Origin of the sequence: Maribacter corallii, assembly GCF_047345415.1 — a bacterium.
In the GTDB taxonomy this organism is placed as follows: domain Bacteria; phylum Bacteroidota; class Bacteroidia; order Flavobacteriales; family Flavobacteriaceae; genus Maribacter_C.
This window is the reverse complement of sequence record NZ_JBLFEP010000005.1, coordinates 349,605-375,558: the sequence shown is the minus strand read 5'-3', so window position 1 is coordinate 375,558 and position 25,954 is coordinate 349,605. Positions and strand designations below refer to the sequence as shown.

Here is a 25,954-nt window from a genome sequence, read left to right as displayed (position 1 = left end):
ATAGTAGGTTATAATGGTTAATGACCGACTTGTTTCTCATCACTATATAATCGTGTCAATGGCAACTTTTGACCCTTTCGATTATCAGGTTGGTTCTTAACGCTTATGATTTGGGAATATGTAAATAAAGTAATTGAAAGAAACACATAGTACTCAAAATAAGTGTGCAGGGTCATAAGATAAAGGGCAATCGTTACCGCCATATAAAACAGAGACTGGTCCCTTGCAAAAACTCCATAAGCTGAGTGTAACATGTATAGTATAAAAATTAGAAAGCCCATGAATGGGATAATCCCGGCTTCACCCCATATCAATAAATAGGTATTATGAACACCAACTGAATGTAAACCGTCACTTTTGAACTTACTATATCCGCCTCCAAAAATAGGGTTGTCCATTAGGCTATCATAGTACATTGCCCATGTTCCCGTTCGAGAATCATCATCTAATGACTGTGAAGATCGCTCGTTAGTAAATACTGACTTAAAGGCTTCAAATCGCTTACCTCCCAGGTTTAATAACTCACCCAAAACAAAAAGGCTAACAAAAGCACTGATACCAATTACGAATATTCGAATGTTCTTAATATCTTTTTTCAATGAGAAAAGGTTGATGATAATCCATACCAGTAAAAAAGTTCTTGAAAAAGTTACAAAGCCCGCTAAGGTGAAAACAATCTGCGAAAATTGTCGAAATCCTTTTCTGTTCAAGGAGTAGCAGAGCGTATAGCCAAAGAGACATACTAGACCAGCAGGATTGGCATTAAAATAAAAACCACTCGCTCTACCGTGGTCGGTACCGGTTACAAAAGCATTTAAGATGATACTTGTTGCCCCTATTAGTAAAAAGACCACCATTTCTTTTTTAGTAACCTTCTTATAAAACTCATTGCCAAAGACAATTAAAACCAAATATTTGGCGACCGCGATAGACCAAGAACCTGCATCCCCCGTTACATACATTTGCAAACCGGAAATAAGAAAGTACGAAAGCCCAATATAGAGTAACCACATATTTGGAGGACCCAAGAGAAAGAGAACATAATAAACGGCCAACAAAAAGAAAGCGGAGTAGCTAAATATACTTCCCACGGCCCCACCAAAAGTGTTCAGACCTACGGTAGGAAGGTTGAGCATGAAAAGCGCAAGAATTAGATATTTTAAAATTTTTTGAAGCATGATTTTATCACTGGGCAAGTGCTTTTAGCCCAAATACTGTTTATTCTGATATTTTACTATTCTTTAGGCCGAAAATACTTTTCAAATGTACACTAAATCAACTATTCTTCTGACCGGTAATTTATTTTGGGTTTTTATACTATTGCTTCCTATAGATGAATTTCTCGGAAGAAATGCTAATTAAAACCGGTTTACTTTTTATCAATTGCGCTTAAAAGATCCCCCCATTTCTCGTAAATCTCATTTATTTCGTAACGCGCTATACTTTGGATGGCTTTATCACCTAGTGATTTCCGTAGTTCTTCACTGTTGAAAAGCCTTTCCAGGGCATTTTGCATTTCATGAATGTTTTGATCTTCCACAAGAAGCCCATTGACCTCATTTGATATCATTTCTGACGGTCCGGTTACACAATCATAAGAAACACAGGCCATACCCTGTGACATACACTCTAAGAGCACCATAGGTAATCCTTCATATCGAGAGGAGAGAATGAAAATACTCGCTTTTCGCATCAGGCTATTGATATTTTTTTGAAACCCAAGGAAATCGACCTTGTCGACCAAAGCTTTTTCACGCACCATCTCCTCCAATAATGGACGACCCCTTTCGCCGCCCCCTATGATCTGTAACTTCCAATCTTGGTTTTTCTTAAGTAACGGCTCAACAATTGTAATCAAATTGTCAAATCCCTTGTGATGAATACGATTTAAGTTGCCTATGGCAACTATGATCTTTTCACGTTTATGCTCATTGTTGTCAATTGTAGCGAACGAGCACGGGTTCGGCATCACTACAACATTCGCCTTTCGCTTCTCAAAAAAGGGAACGTCAAAAGCTGTGAGCACCGTGACGAAATTTGCTAATCTATAGATATACCGCCAGCTAAAACGGGTCAACCATCTTGGGTTAGGTACAAAGAGATGATTGTTGTGTTCGGATACGATAATTGGAATTTTCCTGAATCTACAACCTAGGATAGCACTGAGGTTTGTTGCCGTTAGGAAGGAAATTGCGATATCGGGTCTCGTTTTTTGGTCCTTGTAGAACCTTATGAGGTTCAATGTCTTTCGAATCTTTATGATCGGAAAACTGTTATCAGTAAGACGTACACGCTCTATAGCTCCATCTAACTCATAAGAGTCCTCTGTACCATCAAATGTAATAACCCTTACGCTATGACCTCTATGGACGAAATGACCACTCAAAGCCGCCATAACACGTTCGGCTCCACCTTTTCCTAAACATCCAATTAAAAAGTCAACTTTCATAATTATGCATCAAGAATGCTTTACTACCTCATTCTTCAATAGTACTAACGTATTTTTTATAACCATTGTACGTGTACGTGAAATAAATTATAGATGATATGATATAAACCACCGTAGTACTGATGACGAGACCATACAGTCCATATTTTTCAACCAGGACGAAATTCATGATAAGATTCACGAACAGATTAAAGAATGAGACCCAAGCCATAAACTTGTTCTCATTTGCAGCCGTTAGAAACTTTACGCAAACCAAAATGCACAAATAGAAAGGAACATAGAGGAAGGCGATTTTTTGAATACTACTGACCACCATGGTATCTTTCGAAGTAAATTCACCACGTTCGAAAAGAATCTCGATGATGTCATAAGACCAAATGAAAAAGACCAAGGTTATTAGAAAACTACCCGTAAATATTATGGCTAAGATTTTGAATAAACGATGATACGCCTTCTTTCTATCTGTAACGAAGGCTTTTGAGAAATAGGGTAAAAAGACATTTCCTATGGCCATCATTAGAATTCCGATTGCAATGGTCGGCAACTTAACACCATAGTTGATCGACGCAATAGATCCTACGACCAACTGGGCCGCAAAGAATTGATCGATAAATGGATTTGCCCCTGACAAAAGGCCAGAAACAATCTTAGGAGGGTATTGTTTAATCATCTCCTTAATGTTATCGTTTATCCTGGGCTTACCAATCTTGATTAAATCGTATTTTCTGGCAAATAAGAACAGTAAGGTCGTAGATAGTATGGTACCTATTAACATGCTCCAAACCAAAACAGTGTCACCAAAGAAGTCTTTGAAAAATATCACATTAATAATGGTGACCAAAGGGGTGAAAAATATCACTACCGTCGAATAAAAAAACTTACTATGGATTTCCAATAAACCCGACAGAATACTGGAAACTCCCCAGAGCAATATACAGGGAATCACAAGGTAAAGTTGTTTTCTTAAGAGTAGATAATATTCGATAGTATGCCCTGAAAAAAAGTACTCTAGGAACAAGGAGAAAATCAGTGTAAGAATGGATAGCGATACAAAGAGAACGGATATGGTGGAAAAAACAAAGGATTGGAAACTCCCCAATTCCTTCGTCGTCTTCATTTCTCTGACATAATTTGGCACAAATAGATTTTTAAGTGCTTTCAGTGATATCATTTGAATAAACGAGGGGATAAGAATGGCCAAATGATAGGTGTCAAGTAAGGTCGAGAGCCCGAAGGAAGAACTGACCAACGTTTCTTTGTAGAATGATACTAGTTTGGCGAGTAGTGCGAGACCAGCGACTAAGCCTATATTTCGTACGACCTTGTTTTTGGTTGAGCTGATAATTTTTTTGTAAAACCTTTTTATCATCTAATAGTCACCAATGTTTGGGCCTTTAGTTCCGGAATCCGTTGAACCAACGTTCAAAATTATTTTTAATATCTCTCTGCAAAGATGCGAAAAGCAAGTTACCATACCTAATTATGCCGTTTAAGAACCCGCTAAATCGATATTCCATTCAAACGATGCAACTATTTGTTTAGGTGATGAACTAATCTGGTCTATCTTTACTCTGTAATAAAGTATTTTAATGACAAGTTAGAAATGTTGATTTATGCGTAATTCAATTATCACATCGTTCTGTATCATGTTGACCACGATCCTAAGTGGCCAAACCATTAATGTCAACTCACTTCAGGGGAAAAGTGTCACGGCTGCTTTTAAAGCTGCAATGCAATCAAGTTGCGATACTATTTTTTTTGATAAGGCGAACAGCCCCTACATTTTTAAACCATTGCGTTTTGAAGGTTGTTCAGGTAAAACTATCTTGCTTGAAGAAGGTGTTGAGTTTAGAGCAATGAAAGGGGCTTTTCCCAAGAAAACGGACGCCTTGCTTAAATTTTTGAATTGCGTAGATATATCCATTATTGGGAATAATGCAACGTTCAGGATGAACAAAGAGGATTATTTAGATGGGGAATGGAGGCATGTTATACGGGTTAAGGGTAGCAAGAACATCCGCATTGAAAATCTCACCTTACGCGATAGTGGCGGTGATGGTATAACTATTGGTGGAAACGAAAAAAACCCGTATTCGGAAAATATTTATATCGATTCAATAAAGAGTCTAAATAACAAACGTCAAGGGATTTCAATAGTCAGTGCTAAAAACGTTCAGGTCAAAAATTCACTTTTTGCGGAGACCCGCGGTACCTTACCGGGAGCAGGGGTCGATATTGAACCGAATGGCCCTACCGATGTCATTGAAAATATTGTATTTGAAAAGTGCGTTTTCAGAGATAATTATAATTCCGGTATCAAGGTAGACCTTCATCAATTGAATTCGCAATCGAACCCCACGAGCATCTTGTTTGAGGATTGTTATTTAAGTAATAATTTTTGTGTAGAAGATGTGAAAGTGCCTGCAGAAATAGCTATCAAAGCTAATAAGTTAGACCCTGTTGGTGGTCAGGTAGTTTTTAAACGGTGCCGTGTAGAAGATTCAAAGTGGGGATTTCTTTTTGCAAAGAAAAATGCCAAAGGTTTTGATGTCGTCTTTGAGGATTGTTCGGCCAAAAATATATGCCAGTCAGGTACGCGCCCGGCAATTTACTTGGAAGCACCGCACTTTAGGGAGCCTACCGAAATAGGGGGCTTTAATTTTAATTCACTGACTTTGGATTACCAGCCAGATGTTCCCGTACTCAGAGTACTTGGTTCTAGGCGCGGAGCTATGAAGCATTTAACCGATGTAAAGGGCAAATTCATACTTACAGCCAAAAAGACCTTAAATTTTGATTACGACGCTTATACCCCTAAACACAACAAAAACGTTCAATTGGAAATCATCTATCAGTGATTAATTTATAACATAAGTATCTCCGAGATTTTTGTCAGCCTCTCGAACTGATAAATAAATCTTATTTGTAGATTGAACTGATTCGCTTATAATGTCAACTTGAACAGTAGTGCCATCATACTCAATTATTTTGTTCCAAGTTGCACAATTGTCTCTAGACATCATAAGTAAACTTCTAACCTTACTACTGTGTTTGAATTTTAAGGAAGCCCATACTTCATGAGATCCATTTTGACATTTTCGTATTGCGATTCTTTGAAAAACGGATCTTCGGTAAGGATTTGGGACTACTTTAGATTGATAGTTTACCAAGTCCTTTGTTTTTGATAAGAAATTGGTTCCGCCATTGTAATCGGTACCTAAGTATATTTCACCATCCAATTCATTAAAGGAGGTGTGCCCTCCTTTATCGATATGGCGCTTGTTCAACTTCTTCCACCCCGTCGAAGCGTCACTAGAGATTTTGTGAAACTCAGTTTTGGAACTATTAAGCCAGATGTTTTTTTGGTTATCACCGTCGGTCATGATGAGACCGTTTAATGAATAACTCCATTTTAGAATATGTATATGTTTGTTTATTTTGGCCCCTTTCAGGAAATCTATTTTCACCCAGTTCTTGCCCCCATCATTGGAATGATACATATACCCCACGAATTTCCATTTTTTGTTTTCAAAAATATTTGCGTATTCTCCGATCAACAAATCACCATTTGGGCTTTCGGTAAATGCATCTTGACGAAAATAGCTTGAAGATGTTGAAAATTTAAGAACTTCCACGAATTGTTCGGCACCTTTGGCATACATGTATAGTGTACCTAGAACACTACAAAAAACACTGTCCTGTTTATCAATATATAGGCTTTGTATGCTATTGCTAAACTCATATTTTTGGGTGCAGTTATAGTTCTCTGATATTTTGTGTAGGCTATTTTCCGAGCCAAATACCTTTCCCCAATAGTTCCCCTCTCCATCAATAAATACAATCGACCATTTGATACTACTTTTTTGAATGCCGTGTGAAGCTAGTTCCTCATTGCTAGGATCAATATTCATGTTTTTATAGATGATGGGATGCGACTCTATATTGAAACTCAAAATGTCATTCTTGGAGTATAATCTTAGCAGGTATTTGATTTCCCAAACAATAAAAGATGAAAGTTCAGGGAGTTTTTCAGAATAATAAACATTAGAAACAAATTGGTAAATGCTTCTTGGATTGATAACTTTCTTAAATATCGATGAAATTTCCACTACCTATTTTTTCCTACTAGTAACACCAGCCATGAGAACTTCTTAAGGAAGTTTAGTTTCAAAAGCTTCTGGTCCAATTTATATATTAGAGGGTATAACTTCTTAAAGAATTTGGAATAACAAATGGGGGACAGTAAATGAAAAAAATGAGTGGAAGAATCTTCAAATTGTCTTTGAACCTCGAGTATCTCTTTATGGGTAAAATGATTCCAAGGATAAAACATATATTGGTGTTTGGTAAGTTTTAAATATGCTCTTCCTATTGCGGTTACCGGATTGAATTTTAAATTTTCGAGTAGAATTATTTTTCCATCAGTCTTAAGTACCCTTCTTACTTCATCAATTATTAGTTTATGTTCGATATATTGAAAGACACTGCGTGAAAAAACAATATCAAAGGAATTATCCTCAAAGGGTAGTTTTTCTTTAATTTTAAATGTCATGAAGTCAACTTCAGGATAATTGAGTTTCGCTCTTTCGATGCGCTCTAGGTCACCATCAATCCCAGTAACGGAATATCCGATTTGACTAAAGGTATAGGAGGTTTTACCAAAGCCACACCCTAATTCAAGTAGTTTGCCCTCGTAAATGTGATTTTCTTCCAAAAAATCAATTATGTATGTATTTATGTCGGCGAAGTGCCCCCTGGTACCCCAGTCAGAATCATTTGCTACCCATAAATCTCTAACACTCAATTTTTCACTTTTCACTTTTGATATTTGGGATTTATATGGCCAAACCAATTTGGTAGTTGATATTCAAGCAATTATAAGAAGAAACATGGAATATATCGCATATTTTGTAAGAATATTTTCATGTTTTTGAGCTTGTATGTGACAATAAAAGCCTAAGAGTAGGGCCTCTATCGCACAATATGAAAAACACTCTTTTGATTTCGGTTCATTATGAACAATATGACTTTACTGTGTCGTTTCTAAACTTTAAACAGATTGAAGCCAAAATATATGAGCAGCGAGTAGTCTATCAAATGAGACCTACAGACTATTGTGAAGTATACTAGTTCGTCAGAGACTTAAATGATAAGCAATTTTCATTCTAAGTTGAAAAAGAATATGAAGAAAGGCTATGCCTTCGGTACAGGGATTTAGCGGCATCAACATACGGAATACACATAGAATTGAGGACTACACACATCCTCATTTATGGAGGTTTAGCACGAAATAAAAGTTTAGGTACTTAAAATTAAATATAACTATCTAATATTTTATTTGAAATCTTCGTAGAGAAACTGCTATAGGTAGTGTCCAAATTCAAAAAATCATATCAAAAAGCCTTCTTCTCAAAGGAAAATTGAAAACAAGCCAACATTGAGTGCATTTGCTTAGTTAATATGATTGTAGTTTATATTCACATTTACTCCGTTTGCCGGATTAGCTCTGGTATTGTACTGTAAAGGGTTGTCACCCGGTTCCTTAATGGTGAAATTACCCTTAATGTTTTTTAATGTAGGGCCGACGGGTAATGCCAATTGCATAAAAGAAATATTTCTATTGTATTCGATGCGGAAGTTACCGAAATCAAACCCCCCCAGATTATTTGCAACAACCTTTCCTTGTAGATAAATAGGATTGGCGGCGGCAGATGTCACCACGTTCTTGGCCGTACAATCTCGAAAAATCACCTCGTACGCATCAGCAGGCTTTGCACTATAAATAATTCGAGATTTTGCATTAATGAAGGATAATCTTTCAAAAAGGGCAGTACCACGCACAATATTAGTTCCTGTTTCTTTTGAACCAAATCTTAATTCCGTTGCAGGTTTACTTTGAAGGTTTGCCTTATCTAAGCTATTATTGCTGAACTCGCAGTCGGTTACCTTCACATCAATACTAGCGGAATTGGCCGTTAAGGTATTCGGTTCAATAGTAAATCCTGGACCATTATTATTCTTGAATTTACAGTTTGAAAAGTTTATATTCTGCAGCACCTCCCAATCAAAAGTTGGTTCTAAGTCTACACCTGCTTCAGGTAGCTGACCGCTTGAACCGTTAAATTCACAGTTTCTCACCCACATGTTTCTAGCACTAATAATGGACATTCCTTGTCGACTATTGTTCTCAGATATCACATTTTCTATGGTTACATTCTTGGAAAATCCTCGTGACCTAGATCCGGTGTTGATGTTGATACCATCTCCGCCACTATCTCTAATGGTAAAATCTTGTATAACAACATCGTGACATCCGTCTAATTTTAGAGCATGTCTAAATTCAGATTTTCCGTACTCGCTTTTATTCATACGCAATGTAGCTCCATTACCAATTAAATTAATGTTGTCACATTCATAGAAATTGAACATAACCGAAGTCTTGTTACTATAGGCTCCAGGCTTGGCACGTAAAACAACACCGGGTTCGAATACAATAGTCTTGTTTTTCAAGTGAAAGAACCGCGAGGGTTCTATTAACCAATCACTACTTTGTTTATCGATAACAATATAGGTGTTATTTGACTTTATCGCATCCTGAAAAGCCTCTGTGGCATCACCTGCCTTAAACCCAAACGAAGAAGCAAAGACTGCATTGGGGGGGTGATTTCCACTTCCTCCTTGACCTCCATTATCAGGTTCGTTAACCGTAATGGTATCTATGTCCGTATTCTTTGCCCCATCCGAGTCTGTCACAGTGAGTTCTACCCTATAGGTGCCAGGATTCTGGAAGGTATGCGAAGGGTTGATATTAGTACTGGTAGAACCGTCTTTGAAATTCCATGCATAGGAAACAATTTCATCGTCGTCTGTAGATTGATCGCCTTTAAAGTTTACCGTTAGTGGAGCTTCACCAGAAGTGACGTTTGGTACGCTCTTCGCTACTGGCGCTTGATTTTGAACTACCGGTTCATTAACCGTAATTGTAGTGCTCTTCGTATCCGAAAGCCCTTCTTCATCTCTTACCGTAAGTTTTACACTATAAGTTCCTGGGTCTGAAAAAGTACGCTCCACTATCTTCTCTGTAGAAGGCTGATTAATTCCGAAGTTCCAAACATAGCCAGCTATCCCCTTGTCGTCCGAAGAGTTATTTGCATTGAAACGAACGGTCAACGGTGCTTCTCCTGAGGCTTTATTTTTGCCTAATACGGCCTTAGGGGCTTCGTTCTGAGGTTTTGTTACAGTAATGGTCACATTGGCCTTATCCTCGAGGCCATTCTCATCTTTGACCGTCAATACAACAGGGTAGGTGCCCGCTTCTGTAAATGTAAAGCTGGGATTCACTTCATTTGAAATTTCACCTTGTGCAAAACGCCATTTGAAACTAGCGATGTTCATATCGTCCTCAGACTTATCTCCGGTAAACTTCACCTCAAGGGGCGCTTCGCCTGAAAGCGGACTGGCAGAAGCTTTTGCTGTTGGTTTTAAGTTTTCTTCTTCTGTAACATTAATAGTAATCGTATCTATATCTGTGAGGCCCTCAGCATCTGTAACCGTCAACTCGACCTCATAAACACCTACTTCTTCAAACGTATACGATGGATTGGGGTTAGTTCTAGTAACACCGTCTTTTATTTTCCACGAATAACTTTGAATATCTTTATCGTCAGTAGAATTATTCCCCGTAAATTGCACCTGTAAAGGTGCTTGACCAGATTTCGGTGTAGCATCAGCAATGGCTATTGGCGATTCATTATCTACAACATCAACTGGCTCTTCCTCTTCTTCCTCAATAATAATTTCAGCCGCATCTGGTGGGCTATCATAAGTTACCACCAATCTCGGACCCTCTACAGTGGGGTGTTCTTTTGAGGCAAACGAAAGATCGTCACCGTTTTCATGACTTAAAATCAAGGTTTTGATTTCCTCGTTTATCTCATCTGCATTCAAATCAATCGATTCGTCAGAACCAATTTCATATTCTTTGGTAATACTTCCGAGCAATACTTCGGTATCGGGTATTGTAGCATCGGTTAAACTAGATTCGTTCCAATCATTGGAATCACCTTTAAAAACATTTACGGCGCCGTTGCCTTTATCACTAACTATAGTAAACTGCAACTCGACATCTGTAATGGTGGCTTTGATATCCGCAATGGGTGTTAGGTCGAACATCAAATAACTTGTTCGATTACCTTCCTCCAATCGCACTATTTGCTGATTAAATCCTTTACCACTCTGGGTGTGGGCATCTTGGGTCGAGGGGAACACCGTAGTGCGACTTTCCAACACTATTTCAGGTTCTATCTCTTCTTCAACAACTTCTTCCGTTTCTTCTACTAAGGGTTCGGGTTCGGCGCTATCTTCCAGGGTGACTACTTCCTCAGGATTATCTTCCAATACTGAATCCAATAGTAAATCCGTATCCCGACTACAGGAAAAAAGAAATAGAATAATGGAAAATAGTATAATGCCAACTTTGGGTAAAGTAAGTGAGGTGGGGTTAAAAGACATTTGGGAATTGCTGTTTTTTATATGTGTTTCTAATGAGATGCAGGTTTATAACTTGTCAGGCGTGTAAAAATTGTATGTTTTAACTAAATTTTGAGAACTAATTCGACGATTTACAAATTGCCCCTAAAAAGCAATTATTCAAGGATACGAGCAATTTTCAAGTTTTGGATTTCCATTTTCGATTTATTAACGTTTCATTAAGAGAAAGATCGACGAAATACACCTTTCATCGAAAATTTTGACTTTTAAACGATTACAAAGATAGTTTCGAGCACTCGTTTCTTCAAGAAAAGTTTTCTACATTATGTTAATAAATAGCTGTGCCGGACTGTGAAAGAATACCTAAGATAAATAGGAGTTTGGTTCTTTATTAATCGAAAAATACAACATCTCAGATAAGTGAAATTTTTCAGGAACGTTGTGAGATGAAATCAATACTTTTTAAGTAGTTCTAATTCTCCGTAGATTCTATTTGCTTCTTCAAGTAATTCCGGAGTATGTTTTGGAGTATTGTAAGCCGAAGGTGTGTGCGCTTTGTCTGCAATTAAATTGGCCTTCAGTTGGGTAATTTGTCCAACATAGTCGTATACCCTTTGCGGGTCGCCTATTAAATCTTCAAAAGCAATTAGTGTAACACTTAAATTCTTGGAGCTCAATAGATAGCTGTAGTAATTAATCCATATTTGTAGCCAGTAGTCAAAATGTCGAGTATCATATTGTGAAAGCTTTTTGACGGCATTATCATTAAATTTGAAAGGTTTGTGTCCAAGCCCAAATTCGTGGTGGCCAAGCCAATTAAAATAATCCAAGGCGAATTTATCGTTCTTTTGATCTTCTGAAAATCTTTTGTGTAACTTCATCAAAGATGCTGCATGCTCCAGCGGTTTTCGGTAAAGAATGAAAACTTTTGAATTGGCAAGGGACAACAAGGCTGGCAGCCGCAAAATATTATTATTGTTTTTGGAAATATACTTGTCTTTCTGTTTTGAAAGGCAGAGCAGCTGAATATAACCTATGTATTTATTTAAAACTTCTTCGTCTACCTCATGAGGATGAAGGTGCCCGTCTATATAGGAGTCTTTCAAAAAAGCCTTCCAGAAATATTCATCAAACTCTTCAGGTGAGTTGCCGTCAATGATAATACCGTCATTATGTGCCCTTTCATGCTTTTCAAGCTTTAGCTTCTTTTTCCATAAATTCGGGGAAAGTAGCATTGGCATATTAGAGTATTGCAGTGAAGCATACTCTCCAGAAAAAAATATTTTATTCATCAGGGCCGTAGTACCCGATCTGGCTAGACCTGAAATGAAGATATATTCCTTAACATCTATCTTTTTCGATTTATCACCGAACATTATTTCTTCGAGTTCCAGGGAAGACTTAGAGATAAAGTAATTTGATAAATATGTTCTATGTAGGATTTTTTCTGTTCTTGTGTAACCTGACATACTGTTTTTTGAAAATTATGTAAAGAACTACTGCCAAAATAGAGATACCAATACCCTCTACTCGATATAGTATACTTGAATCGAACTGTGGAAAAAACCGCTCTACTAGGAAGAATAGGGCGAAAGGGGCAACAAATAGCAGGATGCTAAAGATAAGCTTGACTAAATACCCCATTTGCTTTGAAATGAGGCCCAACAATGCCTTTTGTTTGGCTTCGTCATCCAATTCCTTGTTCGACATGGTCTTGAATTGTTCTTTGTAAGACGAAACCAAGTTTCGCACAAGGGCCATAAAGCCCAAATTATCAAAAATAAGACAAGAGCAAATGGTCAGAATGAAAATCAGTAAATAATCCAAATTATCCTTTTGTTACTTTATTTTTTAAAAACTTCACAAACCGCTTCAATGGCAACCAAAATATGGCCACAAGAAACGCAAAGAAAGTAAGGAAAATACCTGTTATTACTGCTACAATGCCTCCTCCGAGGCCGGGTCCTAAATATAGAAACATAAATTTAAGTTTTCAATTATTAATTAATCTCGACCAAAACAAACTTGATACATGGTTTTGATCTATACGCTTGGCATATTCCATTTTCTTGGCAATAGTATCCCCAAAAATAATACGCCCATTATTGGTTTCTTCAATAAAGATATCACCATTCGGCAAAATATCGCATCTACCAGAGGTAATGGTGGTAATTTTTTCGGATGACATCAAACGACTATATGGTGTACTAACGGAATCTTTCACTAAATCATATATATAGATTTCATTGTTTTTTCTTCTTTCATTAAAATAAAGGTTTTTGGGAGTGACTTTTGGGTTAAGCGTGCTTTCTTCTCGGATAATATCGTTTCCAAATACCACAATTTTATCGTTTTCATAAAAATCCGCGTCATGTTGATTGTACCAAGGTCCATTTTTCAACCAAAGAATTTTATTGGTGCTCGGCCGGTAAAGAAAAACAGTACAAATATTTCTGCATGAAATTAATAAATCACCTTTGTTCCAATATTCACCATCTGTCAACGCAGGTTGAATATCATTTAAATGAATGATATCACTGATGAATTGTCCTTTGTTCAAGAGGATGTTTTCGTAACCGTTATCCAATAAAATCTGAATTACCGATTTACTCCATATAATTTTTCCAGATTCAGGATCCAACCGGGTGATTTCATCGTCCATTAGGTTCTTTTTGTAGAAATCTTGATTATCCGGTAAAATATCGTACGTTCCCGCTTCGAAAGGCGCTGTACAAACATATAGTTTGCCTTCATGGTCCTCTTCAATGGTATGATGGTAGCGCCTATCGTTATTCAACCACTGTAGTTTACTTTGGCTATCTATTCGCGTCAGCAAACTTGTAAGTTGCGAATTGAATATCAATGAACTATCCTTGGTCATATAAGGGTGCATGAAATATAAGTCACTTCCCTCCGGGGATTTTCTTGGATTGTCTTCATTGTAGGCCAGACTGTATAGTTCTCTATTATCTGGTCTCCACTCCTTTTCAACCTTTCCGGAATTTAATTGAACTAAATCAAATTTTTGTCCAAAACTCTCATCTTTATAGGAGAATAGCAACTTCATGTCTGAAATGCCATCAATTTTATTTTCTACCGTTAGCCCGTCTTTGGCAGTGGTATTTTTGACCATAAACTCTGGTTGAGAGGTACTTTTCTTGATATAGGTAGGTACTTCGGCCAAAAATTTGACCGTTTTGGATACAGCACCCCATTTTTCTCCTCCATCGTAGGAAAGATAGATATTCCTCACAAGAGACGATAATCCGATTGAATAAAACAAAACGGCGGCCACTATGATAAATAGTACTCTTAATTTTTTCATGTTCTAGTTTTATGGTTGCAAGAAAACATCATATTTTTCCTCATTTTTAAGCAAAGGAGCTTTTCGTTTCAAATTATTTCCCGTTGTATGACAATTGAAGTCTATTTAAAAGATTTTCACATAACTCTTCTATTTCAGGTGATAAGTCAAGACTTTTACCTTTGCGAACTGAGCCTTGGTGAACATCTGAGGCAATTTTCTTTTTTGGAAAATCAATTGCTAAGAACTTATAGATATCACTTATTGTCCTTTGGGGAGCGGAAACCAGATCTTCATATTTGCACATAATGACCCGTTCATTATTTGCCAAATCTAGTTCAAAAAAGAGAACGTTTCTACTATACCAAAAAAGCGCGCCGGCATCATATGGAGACATATCATCCTTAAATAACTTCTTTATCAGATTTAAGGTATCTTCTGATATTCCTTCGGATCTCCAGATGTCATTTTTTTCATGAAGTAGTTTACGTAAGTTGTCGATCCCATTTTCTGGGCCAAACTTCTTCAAATCAGAGGAGGCAACGTCTTTGTAGTGACGAAACATCCATATGGCTTTAGAGTTTTCAAAATGATTCAATAGGTTGACTATATTTTGACTGTCGACCAAGGGCTTTGCAACAATTGTCCGAATATTGTTTTTCATGATTTCTTTCTCAATCATTGGCATCGGATCTAAACGTCTTCCGTTGGGATCTCTGGTCGATAATTGACTGACCTCAGGATACACTTTGGTGTTGTAATCGGCTTCGAATATTTTCGAAAGCATCGTGGTTCCAGAGCGCTGGCAGCCAACAATAAAGACAATGGTCTTATTCACTTGGTGTTTCTCTAGAATTCTATGGCAGACTTCCTTATATTCCCTATATATTTTACGGCGAATACGCCCCATGGTATCTGACATGATAATGAATTATTTACTTGAACCCGAAGGTTTTGATTCTCCTAAATTTTCTAGTAGCACTTATGACTTGAATCACTACTACTTAAATATGTTTTTAATAACGTCTTTGGAAACAAAATAGTACACCATGAGGCATTATTCGAAAAGCTATAGCCGTCCATCGACTGGAATCTTCAAAAATCCTTTAACGTCGTATAAAACCCCATTCTCTGTTAATATACTTCGCAAATCCATTGTTAGGAATTCTTTATGCGAAACAGCAAGTATGACCGCGTCAAAATATCCTTTCGGAAGCTCATCGGTTGAATTGATATTATACTCCATTGATACTACCTCTGGATCTGCCCACGGATCGTACACTGTTATATCAGCTTGAAAACTCTTTAGATTATTGATGACATCAACAACCTTAGTGTTGCGGACGTCGGGACAATTTTCCTTAAAAGTGATGCCTAAAATCAATATTCTTGAACCCTTGATTTTCAGGTCATGTCGCAACATCAACTTGATTACCTCCGTCGAAATATAGCGGCCCATACCATCATTCATTCTTCTACCCTCAAGAATAATTCCCGGATGGTACCCAAACTCTTGCGCTTTTTGCGCTAAATAATACGGATCAACCCCGATACAATGCCCTCCAACAAGCCCTGGTTTAAAGGGCAAAAAATTCCATTTTGTACCGGCAGCTTCTAAAACTTCATTGGTGTCTATATCCATTAAATTGAAAATTTTAGCCAATTCATTAACGAAGGCGATATTGATGTCGCGTTGCGAATTTTCAATTACTTTAGAAGCTTCAGCTACTTTAATGCTGGTAGTCAAATGAGTACCAGCGCTAATGACAGAGGCATATAGGGCATCCACCTTTTTGCCGATTTCGAGAGTAGACCCAGCCGTGACTTTGAGTATTTTATCAACCGTGTGTTTTTTATCTCCGGGATTGATTCTTTCTGGTGAATACCCTGCAAAAAAATCTTTATTGTATACCAACCCACTCGTCTTTTCAAGTACAGGTATACATTCGTCTTCCGTAACCCCGGGGTAGACCGTGGATTCGTAAATGACGATGTCGCCTTTTTTCAATACTTTCCCGACTGTTTCACTTGATTTGTAAAGCGGTGTTAAATCTGGTCGGTTTGTGCGATCGACCGGAGTGGGTACAGTGACGATAAAATAATTACAATCCCTTAGATATTCAAGATTATCCGTGCAAAATAGCCCTTTTTCGGTCGGTGGTTTTTCAAGAGTAACTTTTTTCAAGTCTTCTTCACTGACTTCAAGAGTACTATCCAAACCGGACTGCAATTCTCTTATTCTTTCAGGGTTGATGTCAAAGCCTATTACCGCATATTTTGTGGCAAACAACCTTGCTAGTGGAAGACCAACGTAGCCCAGGCCTATTATTCCAATCTTAATCTTATCTAATTTCATGTTGTTCTATTAAATTCTTTGCAAGACGCTTGCGAAATCTTAATTTGTCATCATCTTAGGTCATGTGTAGTATGATTTATACCATTCAATAAAATTTTTGATGCCAATTTTGATTCCCGTTGTCGGTTTATAGCCATAGTCTTTAATCAATCCATCGACATTGGCCCAGGTCCTTTCCACATCTCCAGGTTGTATTTCAATTAGTTCCTTTTTGGCGTTTTTCTTTAAATTCTTTTCGATTTCCGAAATAAAATCCATCAACTCCACTGTTTGGTTGTTGCCAATATTGTATAGTTTGTAACGTTCCTCCTGGCTTTTTCTCGATGTCAAATCCGCTAAAAGAACTTTCACGATACCTTCGACAATATCGTCTACATAGGTAAAGTCTCGTTGCATTTTGCCATAGTTAAAAACACTTATCGGTTTATTATTGGTGATAGCACTTGCAAACAACATGGGTGCCATATCAGGCCGACCCCACGGGCCATAAACAGTAAAAAAGCGAAGTCCTGTGGTGGGAAAACCGAAAAGGTGACTATAAGTATGAGCCATTAATTCGTTACTTTTTTTACTAGCTGCATATAAACTTATCGGATGATCAACATTGTCAGCTGTTGAAAAAGGAATTTTTTTATTCAATCCATAAACACTTGAGCTACTGGCATAAACTAAATGTTCGATTTTGAAATTTCGACAGCATTCCAGAAGGTTCAAAAAACCAACTACGTTACTATCAATATAGCTCTCTGGGTTTTCTAGACTATATCGTACGCCTGGCTGCGCTGCAAGATTACAAACTCGGTCGATTGTTGAGGTCTCAAAAAGTTGGGGTAGGTGTTGGCGATCTTCCAGGCGCATGCGTACAAATTCGAATTTGGCGCCATGAGTATTACTTGTGATTTTGGTATTGAATATCTCGGCTGACGCCCTTGAAATTCCTAGTAAGCCAAGTCTGTCAAACTTCAGTTTAACATCATAGTAATCACTAATATTATCTAAGCCAATTACATTAAGATTCAAATCTAAAAGGGCCTTGCAAAGATGGTATCCGATGAAACCGGCAGCGCCGGTTACCAAGATTTTCATGACTGCCCGATTTTATAAAAGTGAAATCCGATGGAATCCATCTCAACCTTATCCAAGATGCGGCGCCCATCGAAAAGAAATGCAGGTTTGAGCATGGAGTTATGTATGGCTTGCCAGTCGTATGACTTGAATTCATCCCATTCGGTTAATATGGCCACTGCATGTGCATCTACCACAGCGCTCATAGGATCGGTTACAACTTTAAGTAAGTGTCTATTTTCTTCGGGCGATCTTGTATTGAGATAATCTAAATCAGCATAAACCTGTTCTTCAGGTACTTTAGGATCATAAACGACAATTTCCGCCTTTTCATCAAGAAGTGCGTTCGCCACATAAATGGCCGCAGATTCGCGGGTGTCATTGGTGTCTTTTTTAAAGGCCCATCCGTAAAAAACAATTTTCTTACCGGAAACTGTGTTGTAGAGTGTGGTTATGATATTTTCGGCAAATCTTCTTTTTTGGTAATCATTCATAATGATGACCTGCTCCCAATAATCAGCGACCTCTTGCAATCCATAACTTCTCGCGATATAGACCAGATTCAAAATATCTTTTTGAAAACACGATCCGCCAAAACCTACCGAAGAATTTAAGAATTTTGATCCAATTCTACTGTCATATCCGATGGCCCTTGAAACTTCCGATACATTGGCATCCGTCTTTTCACAAAGTGCCGAAATTGAATTAATAGATGAAACTCGTTGGGCTAAAAATGCATTGGCCACAAGTTTAGATAGTTCTGAGGACCAAACATTGGTCTGTAAGATTCTGTCCTCGGAGAGCCAGTTTGCATAAATGCCACTGAGAGCATCCTTTGCAGCTTGACCCTTTTCGGTATCCGCACCACCTATCAAAACTCGATCGGCATTTAGTAGATCATCAATGGCAGTGCCCTCAGCTAAAAACTCAGGGTTTGAGAGTATTTCAAAATCAACTCCATTACCTGTATTGTCTAGAATGCTCTTAATGGCACTTGCCGTTCTAACAGGAAGTGTTGATTTTTCAACGACGATTTTATCGTCTTTAGCGACTTTGGCAATATTCCGGGCACACAATTCAATGTATTTCAGGTCTGCGGCTTGACCTTTGCCTTTGCCATAGGTTTTAGTTGGAGTATTAACTGAAATAAAAATCATTTGGGCTTCGTCAATAGCTTTGTCCACATCAGTGGAAAAGAAAAGATTCTTTCCTCTAGTTTCAGAGACCAGTTCTTTTAAACCAGGCTCGTAAACTGGTAAGTTATCTAGGTTTAGGTCATTCCAACGATCGATTCTTTCTTGATTGATATCAACAACAGTCACTATGATTTCTGGGCATTGGCTTGCTATTACGGACATAGTCGGTCCACCTACATAGCCTGCACCGATACAACATATTCTGGAGATTTTGTTCATTAATTTTAAGTTCTGGATTGCAAAGATTACAAAATAACTGGACAATCGTTGAAATATTGTCGTTAAAAAGGCCTATTTTGAGGTTCGCTGCGTATATATGAAAAACAACAAACCCGATAGTGAGGTCCATTATTCTTTTGACCGATAATTTTCTAGGTTTAAACGAAATTCGGATAAGATTTTAATGGGAATGGAAAAGTATGATTAATTTAGATTCCTGAATGAACTTAACTAAACCTATATTATAGTGGAGACGCAAACTAAGATATGGCTGTCCTCACCCCATATGGGAGGCCATGAACAGAATTACGTCGAGGAAGCGTTCCGTACCAATTGGATTGCTCCCCTTGGTCCGAACGTTGATCTTTTCGAACAAGCTATTCAAAATTACGTAAAGCAAGATGTGCATGTGGCAGCCTTAAGCACGGGAACTGCGGCAATACATCTCGGTCTAGAGTTGCTGGGAGTTTCTAAGGGAGATGAGGTATTGTGCCAAAGTTTTACTTTTTCTGCCTCAGCGAATCCAATAATGTATCTAGGTGCCACTCCCGTTTTTGTGGATAGTGAGATTTCAACCTGGAATATGTGCCCCGTATTACTCCGAGAAGCCATAGTGGATAGAATTTCGAAGGGTAAGAAGCCGAAGGCGATAGTAGCAGTTCATCTATATGGTATGCCGTATCAAGTGATGGAAATCAGGGCAGTCGCAGACGAGTTTGAAATCCCGATTGTGGAAGATAGTGCCGAAGCCTTAGGTAGTTCATATAAAGGAAATAATTGCAGTAGTTTTGGTGATATAGGGATTTTGTCCTTTAATGGCAATAAAATAATTACCACCTCAGGAGGAGGCGCTCTGGTTACCAAGAATGGTGATATTAAGCAAAAAGCGGTTTTTTTAGCAACTCAAGCGAGAGATAACGCTCCTCATTATCAACACTCCCATGTTGGATATAATTATAGGATGAGCAATGTCCTTGCAGGAATTGGTCGTGGCCAAATGGAAGTTTTGGATGATAGGGTAGCCGCAAGAAGAAGTAACTTTGATTTTTATAAGTCTAGCCTAGACAATTTTGAGGAAGTCGAATTTTTAAATGAACCAGATGGATTTTTCTCGAACAGATGGCTCAGTTGTATTTTAACGCCTACATACGAAATTCGCGAAACCATCCGTTTAGCATTACTGGAAGAAGATATTGAGTCACGACCATTATGGAAACCCATGCATTGCCAACCTATATTCGAAAAATTTCCTAACTACGTGAATGGAATTTCAGAAGAACTATTCCAGCGTGGATTGTGTTTGCCCAGTGGTTCAAATTTGAATAGCACTGATTTGGAAAGAGTTGTGACAATAATTATAAAAGAACTTACACGATGATAAAAAACTACTTAGTAAATAATGCCCATCGGTATGCTTCGAAGTGGCTTGTTTTGGGCATCGACGTATTTTTGATTTGCGTGTCTTTTGTGTTATCATACTTCATACGATTCAATCTATCGCTCACATTTAGAGCCGAAGATTTGTTTAAACAGTTACCTATCGTAGCAACAATTGCTGTGATATCGTTTCTTTTTACAGAGTCTTACAAAGGTGTAGTTCGGCATACCGGAGTTAGGGACGTATACAAGATTTTCAATGCAATATGTCTTTCAAGTATACTGACGATATTCTTTTTGATAGTGAACAAGCAGTTTGTAATGATGGAAGGTTTTAGCATACCGCTCAGCATCATTATCATACATAGTTTAGTAGCTTTTATAGCACTCACGGCCTCTAGGTATGTGTTCAAAACGATGTTCTTTAATTTGGTAAAAAAGTTTAAGGTTACCAAAAATGTATTGATTTACGGTGCTGGGGAGTCCGGTATCCTTACTTACAATGCCTTGACCAATCAAACCAGTAGTAATGCCCGTGTGATAGCTTATATCGATGATGACCCTAAGAAAAAAGGAAAAATCATCAATGGTGTCATGGTGTTGGGTAGAGATGTACTTTCCGATTTTTTTCTAAGTAATAAGGATATTTCGGAAATCATCGTATCTATTAACAATACCAGTGGTAATGAGTTGAGGGAGTTGGTAGAGAGTTTGGTCGAATTCCCTGTTCAAGTAAAGATTGTCCCTCCCGTAGAGAGTTGGATAAATGGAGAGCTCAAGGTATCCCAAATCAAACAGGTACAGATAGAAGACTTGCTGGATAGGGTTCCAATCGATATTAAAAAATCGAAGGTAGAGGAGCAGTTAAAAAATCAAGTGATTTTGGTTACAGGTGGAGCGGGCTCTATCGGAAGTGAGATTGTACGTCAAATTGCAAATTATGATTACAAATCTTTAATCATCATTGACCAAGCTGAATCGGCTCTATACGATTTGCAGCAGGAATTGAAGCAAAATGGATTTCATAACTTTATACCTATTGTTGGCGACATTCGCGACAAAAATAGAATGAACATGTTTTTTCAGGAGCACAAACCGACCATGGTTTTTCATGCTGCGGCTTATAAGCATGTTCCCTTAATGGAGTATAACTACTACGAAGCCGTTAAGATAAATATAGCCGGTACGAAGACCATTGTTGACCTCTCATTGAACCACAAAGTAGATAAATTTGTATTTGTTTCGACGGACAAGGCGGTTAATCCAACTAATGTGATGGGGGCGACCAAAAGAATTGCCGAAATGTATATCAGCTGTTCGCAACAAGAAAACAAGACCAAATTCATCACGACAAGGTTTGGTAATGTGTTGGGATCCAATGGTTCAGTAATACCTTTATTCAGAAAACAGATTGAGAAAGGTGGCCCTTTAACCGTTACCCATAAAGATATAACTAGATTTTTCATGACGATTCCCGAAGCCTCCCAACTGGTTTTAGAAGCTGCGGTAATGGGAGAAGGAGGAGAGATATTTATTTTTGACATGGGTAAGTCGGTCAAAATATTCGATTTGGCCAAAAATATGATTAAGCTCTCAGGGTTGCGCTATCCAGAAGATATAGATATAAAAATTACGGGATTGCGCCCAGGTGAAAAATTGTATGAGGAATTATTGGCCAATGGGGAAAACACCTTACCGACCTACCATAAGAAAATTTTAATTGGAAGGGTAAAGCAGTTGGATTATACCTATGTCAAATCCAAAATAGATGAATTGTGTGTTTCAAACATGTTTTTCGATGGTAATACCATGAAAATCATGAAGGAAATTGTTCCGGAATATGTTTCTAACAATTCAGAATTTTGCAAACTAGATACAAAAGAGATAGCTGCACCTGAAAAAGAAGATAACAAGAAAATCTTTCAATCCTAATTTTCACTAATATTGCCGTTAAAATCTCCAATATGATTCGTAGAAACCTATTCTCTCAAAATTCACTTTATTTAATTCCCCTAGTAGTGCTACTATCTGCATCCTGTGCCTCAAAGAAGGACGTTGTGTATTTTCAGAATACCGGGAGTTTTGAAACCATAGTAGACAAGAACAGTTTCACTCCGAAGTTTAAGGTTGATGATTTGGTTAACATTCATGTTTCTACTTTAGACCCTGAAGCAAGTGCACCTTTTAATTTATTTCGAGGAGCTTCTGAAGGAGGGATACAACCACAACAAGTCGATTATTTGATTGACAAAGATGGTGAAATCGATTTCCCGGTTATAGGCAAGGTCAAAATTTCTGGACTCTCTGCCGAAGAGGTAAGGGTTCTTTTGCGAAAGGAACTTGAAGATTATCTAAAAGATCCTATTATCAATATTCGATTACAGAACTTTACTGTCACGATTCTCGGGGAAGTAAAACGCCCAGGAACCTATCCGGTCAATGGCGAACGTATTACCATTTTAGAGGCTTTAGGCATGGCTGGGGATTTAGGAGTCAAGGGCGTACGTGAAAACGTAATGGTTATCCGTGATTTTGATGGTACCAAAGTATATACCAGAATTGATTTGACCAAGAAAGAAGCCATGAGCTCACCGGTCTATTATTTGACACAAAATGATGTGGTCTATGTAGAGCCCAATCAATCGGCTATTACTTCATCAAGTTTAGATAATAGAGCTACAATAGCAATATCCATTGCATCAACCTTGATTACGGCAACGGTAATACTGATTACTCGACAGTAGATAGGTAAATTAAAGATTGTGGATGATGAACGTGAACCCCAATAACTTAAAGGAAAAGAATATCGACTTAAAAGAGCTTATTTCGGGCTATACGAAGCACTGGAAATGGTTTGTGTTATCTGCGCTGTTGGCTATCTTGTTAGCTACAGTTTATCTAAGGTACGCTACGCCTGAATATGCCGCCATGGCCAAAATCCAGATTCTTGAAGATGACAATACGGGTTCAGGTTTAGATCTTTTTCAGGAGCTTAGCGTTTTTGGTTCTGTCAAAAATAAGGTTGCGGATGAAATAGAACTTATAGGTTCACGCTCCAATTTTATTGAAGTAGTTAAAGAATTAAAACTTAATACGAAAATCAAGGTATTAGGTAACGTTAAGAATACAGAGATTTATAGAAACCCTCCGATTAATCTAAGTTTCATTGCGGAGGATTCCATAATCAATAATGCGGATTTTAAGTTTTTCGTCACCTTATCTTCGTCAACGACTTTTGGATATAGCGAAGAAGAGGATAAACCGGTGAAGGTCTATTCTTTTGGAAAAAACGTTCAGACCCCAATAGGGGATATTGTAATCACTCCGAACGTAGGTAGCTTTGAGAATTATAAGGATAAGAAACTACAGATTTCTGTACTTCCGTTAGATTTGGTAGCCTTGGGATATAAGGCTAAAACGGTCATCTCAAATACCGATGAGCTTTCGAACATCGTAGATATCCGTTTAGAAGACCCTATCAAAGAGCGTGCAATACACATAGTTGATGCACTGATTCGCACCTATAACAGAAATGCAGTTGACGATAAACAGGAAATCGCTGATCGTACCGAAAGATTTATCAACGACCGAATCGCCGATATAGCTTCAAATCTTTCAAGTGTTGATCAATCTGCAGAAGATTTCAAAACCGAAAGAGGAGTGACCGATATTGCTGCGGAGACTAGTGTCAATTTGAATGTCGGGGTGGTCAATCAACAAGAATTGGCTGCGGCCAGAAATCAGTTGAACATGGCGGCTTCAATGAAAAATATCTTGGATGAACAACAGGGTTATGAGGTTTTGCCTACCAACATTGGTTTAAGTGATCCAACAATTGCTAGTACTACCGACCGTTATAATCAGTTGGTTCAAGAACGGAAACGCTTATTAAAAAGTTCCAATGAGAAGAACCCTGTCATCGTCAATCTAGACCAGCAAATTAATGGGCTCAAGCGAAGTATGCAATCGAGTTTGACCAATTCAGTTGGTAATTTAGAATTGACCGTTAATTCTTTAAGTGGGCAACAAGCAAGATTCAATTCAAAAATATATTCCTCCCCAAAGAATGAAAGAGCTTTACGTGATATAACCAGAAAGCAGCAAACCACAGAAGAACTATACCTTTATCTGTTGACCAAAAGAGAAGAAGCTCAAATTGCGGTGGCCTCAACCTCGGCGAAATCTAAAACTATCGACAACGCCTATAACGTAAGTAGAATACCTGTCTCACCGAAAAGAAAGGTCGTTTATTTAGCTTCTTTGATTTTAGGACTATTGGTGCCATTTTCCGCAATCTATGCTCATGACTTGTTAGACAACAAAGTGCATAACATGAATAGTTTAGAAAAACTGACAACAGATACGCCGGTACTAGGTGAAATACCAAAACTTTCAAGGAAAGAAGATAAATTGGTCATTAAAGAAGATCGTTCGGTATTGGCGGAATCACTTCGAATCATAAGAACTAATCTAGATTATCTTATAAAGACAAAGCAATCTCCTGGAGCGAAAAACAACATCATCTTTGTGACATCAAGTGTGCCAGGTGAGGGAAAAACCTTCTTGTCTACCAATCTTTCCATGATTTTGGCCAGTACCAATAAAAAAGTACTTCTAATCGGTGCTGATATTCGAAATCCGAAGATTTATACCTTTTTTACCGGCAGTAATGTTGACAAGATGTCCAAACCTAGTAGGAATAAGGATGCCGGTTTAACGGAATACCTGTATGACAATACACTTACTAGTAAAGACATTATCAATCCAATGCTCGTTCATCATAATACTATAGATGTTGTTTATTCTGGTAGAATTCCTCCCAATCCTGCTGAACTTTTGATGAGTTCAAGAATCAAGGAGCTCTTTGATGAAGTCTCGGCCAAGTATGATTACGTCATTGTAGATACAGCACCCCTTATGGTGGTAACCGATACGCTTTTGATTTCGGAATACGCTGATCATTTGATATATGTTACTCGAGCAGGTGTAACTGAAAGTAAGGCAGTTGGTTATCCATTAAAGTTACAGGAGGAAGGCAAAATCAAAGGACTTACTTTTGTTGTTAATGATGTCAAGAATTCAGATTTGGGTTATGGCGGCCAATACGGTTATGGTTACGGCAAGAGTCAAAAAAAATGGTGGAAGTTTTGATCCCGATAAAAGATTAAAAAATAGGGCCTTGAAATCTTTTCAAGGCTTTTTTTGTGCCCAGAAGTTCTATTTTGAAGACAAAAAAACTGAAGTACTGAACCATTCTATAAAATTGCACGTAACTAAATTAGGCAATTAACAAGCTGTTTAGTCTATGGGGAAGATTTCGAATATAACTTATGTTTCTCAAATTGGAATAGGCTTAGTAGAAGCAATTCGACAGTATAACGATAAACCCCCATTATTAGACGAAAACAGTTAGGGTATTTACATCTTTAGTTGTTATTACTTTATCTTTGGCGAAAGATTTATGCGTTGATTCACATAGAGCCTGAAATTGCTATAAA

General features: G+C 37.8%; 18 protein-coding genes. 5 read left to right on the top strand and 13 right to left on the bottom strand.

Annotated features, from left to right (window positions below):
* Positions 1–17: 17 nt before the first annotated feature.
* The 3 genes from ACKWCA_RS19090 to murJ form a co-directional block, all read right to left on the bottom strand.
* Positions 18–1,178 (bottom strand): O-antigen ligase family protein, encoded by a 1,161-nt coding sequence (locus tag ACKWCA_RS19090; RefSeq protein ID WP_413979832.1) that lies wholly within the window; start codon positions 1,176–1,178, stop codon positions 18–20.
* 191 nt (positions 1,179–1,369) lie between these two features.
* Positions 1,370–2,449, bottom strand: coding sequence for a glycosyltransferase family 4 protein (locus tag ACKWCA_RS19085; RefSeq protein WP_413979831.1), 1,080 nt, complete (start codon positions 2,447–2,449; stop codon positions 1,370–1,372).
* A gap of 28 nt (positions 2,450–2,477) precedes the next feature.
* Positions 2,478–3,818 carry a murein biosynthesis integral membrane protein MurJ gene (murJ, locus tag ACKWCA_RS19080; RefSeq protein ID WP_413979830.1) on the bottom strand — a complete coding sequence of 447 codons (1,341 nt, stop codon included), beginning with the start codon at positions 3,816–3,818 and terminating at the stop codon, positions 2,478–2,480.
* A 244-nt stretch (positions 3,819–4,062) separates the two neighbouring features.
* Between murJ and ACKWCA_RS19075 the strand changes: the two genes are divergently transcribed.
* A complete protein-coding gene (locus ACKWCA_RS19075) occupies positions 4,063–5,307 on the top strand; it encodes a right-handed parallel beta-helix repeat-containing protein (protein WP_413979829.1) in 1,245 nt (414 codons plus the stop codon).
* Here the strand turns inward: ACKWCA_RS19075 and ACKWCA_RS19070 are convergent, their stop codons facing one another.
* From ACKWCA_RS19070 to ACKWCA_RS19025, 10 genes are all read right to left on the bottom strand, one after another.
* Positions 5,308–6,360 (bottom strand): hypothetical protein, encoded by a 1,053-nt coding sequence (locus ACKWCA_RS19070; RefSeq protein WP_413979828.1) that lies wholly within the window; start codon positions 6,358–6,360, stop codon positions 5,308–5,310.
* Between the two features lie 197 nt (positions 6,361–6,557).
* Complete coding sequence (locus ACKWCA_RS19065; RefSeq protein ID WP_413979827.1) at positions 6,558–7,268, bottom strand: class I SAM-dependent methyltransferase; 711 nt, start codon at positions 7,266–7,268, stop codon at positions 6,558–6,560.
* 632 nt (positions 7,269–7,900) lie between these two features.
* Entirely contained in the window at positions 7,901–10,960 is a 3,060-nt protein-coding gene (locus ACKWCA_RS19060) for a PKD domain-containing protein (RefSeq protein ID WP_413979826.1), read from the bottom strand.
* Between the two features lie 431 nt (positions 10,961–11,391).
* Positions 11,392–12,408: a sulfotransferase family protein gene (locus ACKWCA_RS19055; RefSeq protein WP_413979825.1), complete on the bottom strand. Its 1,017-nt coding sequence runs from the start codon at positions 12,406–12,408 to the stop codon at positions 11,392–11,394.
* Positions 12,371–12,766, bottom strand: a complete 396-nt coding sequence (locus ACKWCA_RS19050) for a hypothetical protein (protein WP_413979824.1) — start codon at positions 12,764–12,766, stop codon at positions 12,371–12,373. The genes ACKWCA_RS19055 and ACKWCA_RS19050 overlap by 38 nt, the downstream gene beginning before the upstream one ends.
* Positions 12,767–12,932: 166 nt before the next feature.
* Positions 12,933–14,264, bottom strand: coding sequence for an arylsulfotransferase family protein (locus tag ACKWCA_RS19045; RefSeq protein WP_413979823.1), 1,332 nt, complete (start codon positions 14,262–14,264; stop codon positions 12,933–12,935).
* A gap of 73 nt (positions 14,265–14,337) precedes the next feature.
* Positions 14,338–15,165 (bottom strand): sulfotransferase family protein, encoded by an 828-nt coding sequence (locus ACKWCA_RS19040; RefSeq protein WP_413979822.1) that lies wholly within the window; start codon positions 15,163–15,165, stop codon positions 14,338–14,340.
* A 147-nt stretch (positions 15,166–15,312) separates the two neighbouring features.
* On the bottom strand, positions 15,313–16,599 hold the full coding sequence (locus ACKWCA_RS19035) for a nucleotide sugar dehydrogenase (protein WP_413979821.1): 1,287 nt from the start codon (positions 16,597–16,599) through the stop codon (positions 15,313–15,315).
* A gap of 60 nt (positions 16,600–16,659) precedes the next feature.
* Complete coding sequence (locus tag ACKWCA_RS19030) at positions 16,660–17,685, bottom strand: NAD-dependent epimerase (protein WP_413979820.1); 1,026 nt, start codon at positions 17,683–17,685, stop codon at positions 16,660–16,662.
* Positions 17,682–19,079 carry a nucleotide sugar dehydrogenase gene (locus ACKWCA_RS19025; protein WP_413979819.1) on the bottom strand — a complete coding sequence of 466 codons (1,398 nt, stop codon included), beginning with the start codon at positions 19,077–19,079 and terminating at the stop codon, positions 17,682–17,684. Before ACKWCA_RS19025 ends, ACKWCA_RS19030 begins: the two co-directional genes overlap by 4 nt.
* A 286-nt stretch (positions 19,080–19,365) precedes the next feature.
* Here ACKWCA_RS19025 and ACKWCA_RS19020 point away from each other — a divergent pair, with 286 nt between their 5' ends.
* Genes ACKWCA_RS19020 through ACKWCA_RS19005 form a run of 4 tightly spaced genes read left to right on the top strand, consistent with a single transcriptional unit; the run spans position 19,366 to position 25,607 of the window.
* Positions 19,366–20,457 carry a DegT/DnrJ/EryC1/StrS family aminotransferase gene (locus ACKWCA_RS19020; RefSeq protein ID WP_413979994.1) on the top strand — a complete coding sequence of 364 codons (1,092 nt, stop codon included), beginning with the start codon at positions 19,366–19,368 and terminating at the stop codon, positions 20,455–20,457.
* Positions 20,454–22,388 carry a polysaccharide biosynthesis protein gene (locus ACKWCA_RS19015; protein WP_413979818.1) on the top strand — a complete coding sequence of 645 codons (1,935 nt, stop codon included), beginning with the start codon at positions 20,454–20,456 and terminating at the stop codon, positions 22,386–22,388. Before ACKWCA_RS19020 ends, ACKWCA_RS19015 begins: the two co-directional genes overlap by 4 nt.
* A 32-nt stretch (positions 22,389–22,420) precedes the next feature.
* On the top strand, positions 22,421–23,200 hold the full coding sequence (locus ACKWCA_RS19010; protein ID WP_413979817.1) for a polysaccharide biosynthesis/export family protein: 780 nt from the start codon (positions 22,421–22,423) through the stop codon (positions 23,198–23,200).
* Positions 23,201–23,222: 22 nt separating this feature from the next.
* Positions 23,223–25,607 carry a GumC family protein gene (locus ACKWCA_RS19005; RefSeq protein ID WP_413979816.1) on the top strand — a complete coding sequence of 795 codons (2,385 nt, stop codon included), beginning with the start codon at positions 23,223–23,225 and terminating at the stop codon, positions 25,605–25,607.
* Positions 25,608–25,954: the final 347 nt, after the last annotated feature.

What these genes read in the sequence shown, in the direction of transcription:
- ACKWCA_RS19090 (WP_413979832.1), bottom strand. Translation starts at nt 1,178, where the DNA reads ATGCTTCAAAAAATTTTAAAATATCTAATTCTTGCGCTTTTCATGCTC.
- ACKWCA_RS19085 (WP_413979831.1), bottom strand. Translation starts at nt 2,449, where the DNA reads ATGAAAGTTGACTTTTTAATTGGATGTTTAGGAAAAGGTGGAGCCGAA.
- murJ (WP_413979830.1), bottom strand. Translation starts at nt 3,818, where the DNA reads ATGATAAAAAGGTTTTACAAAAAAATTATCAGCTCAACCAAAAACAAG.
- ACKWCA_RS19075 (WP_413979829.1), top strand. Translation starts at nt 4,063, where the DNA reads ATGCGTAATTCAATTATCACATCGTTCTGTATCATGTTGACCACGATC.
- ACKWCA_RS19070 (WP_413979828.1), bottom strand. Translation starts at nt 6,360, where the DNA reads ATGAATATTGATCCTAGCAATGAGGAACTAGCTTCACACGGCATTCAA.
- ACKWCA_RS19060 (WP_413979826.1), bottom strand. Translation starts at nt 10,960, where the DNA reads ATGTCTTTTAACCCCACCTCACTTACTTTACCCAAAGTTGGCATTATA.
- ACKWCA_RS19055 (WP_413979825.1), bottom strand. Translation starts at nt 12,408, where the DNA reads ATGTCAGGTTACACAAGAACAGAAAAAATCCTACATAGAACATATTTA.
- ACKWCA_RS19045 (WP_413979823.1), bottom strand. Translation starts at nt 14,264, where the DNA reads ATGAAAAAATTAAGAGTACTATTTATCATAGTGGCCGCCGTTTTGTTT.
- ACKWCA_RS19040 (WP_413979822.1), bottom strand. Translation starts at nt 15,165, where the DNA reads ATGTCAGATACCATGGGGCGTATTCGCCGTAAAATATATAGGGAATAT.
- ACKWCA_RS19035 (WP_413979821.1), bottom strand. Translation starts at nt 16,599, where the DNA reads ATGAAATTAGATAAGATTAAGATTGGAATAATAGGCCTGGGCTACGTT.
- ACKWCA_RS19030 (WP_413979820.1), bottom strand. Translation starts at nt 17,685, where the DNA reads ATGAAAATCTTGGTAACCGGCGCTGCCGGTTTCATCGGATACCATCTT.
- ACKWCA_RS19025 (WP_413979819.1), bottom strand. Translation starts at nt 19,079, where the DNA reads ATGAACAAAATCTCCAGAATATGTTGTATCGGTGCAGGCTATGTAGGT.
- ACKWCA_RS19020 (WP_413979994.1), top strand. Translation starts at nt 19,366, where the DNA reads ATGGGAGGCCATGAACAGAATTACGTCGAGGAAGCGTTCCGTACCAAT.
- ACKWCA_RS19015 (WP_413979818.1), top strand. Translation starts at nt 20,454, where the DNA reads ATGATAAAAAACTACTTAGTAAATAATGCCCATCGGTATGCTTCGAAG.
- ACKWCA_RS19010 (WP_413979817.1), top strand. Translation starts at nt 22,421, where the DNA reads ATGATTCGTAGAAACCTATTCTCTCAAAATTCACTTTATTTAATTCCC.
- ACKWCA_RS19005 (WP_413979816.1), top strand. Translation starts at nt 23,223, where the DNA reads ATGATGAACGTGAACCCCAATAACTTAAAGGAAAAGAATATCGACTTA.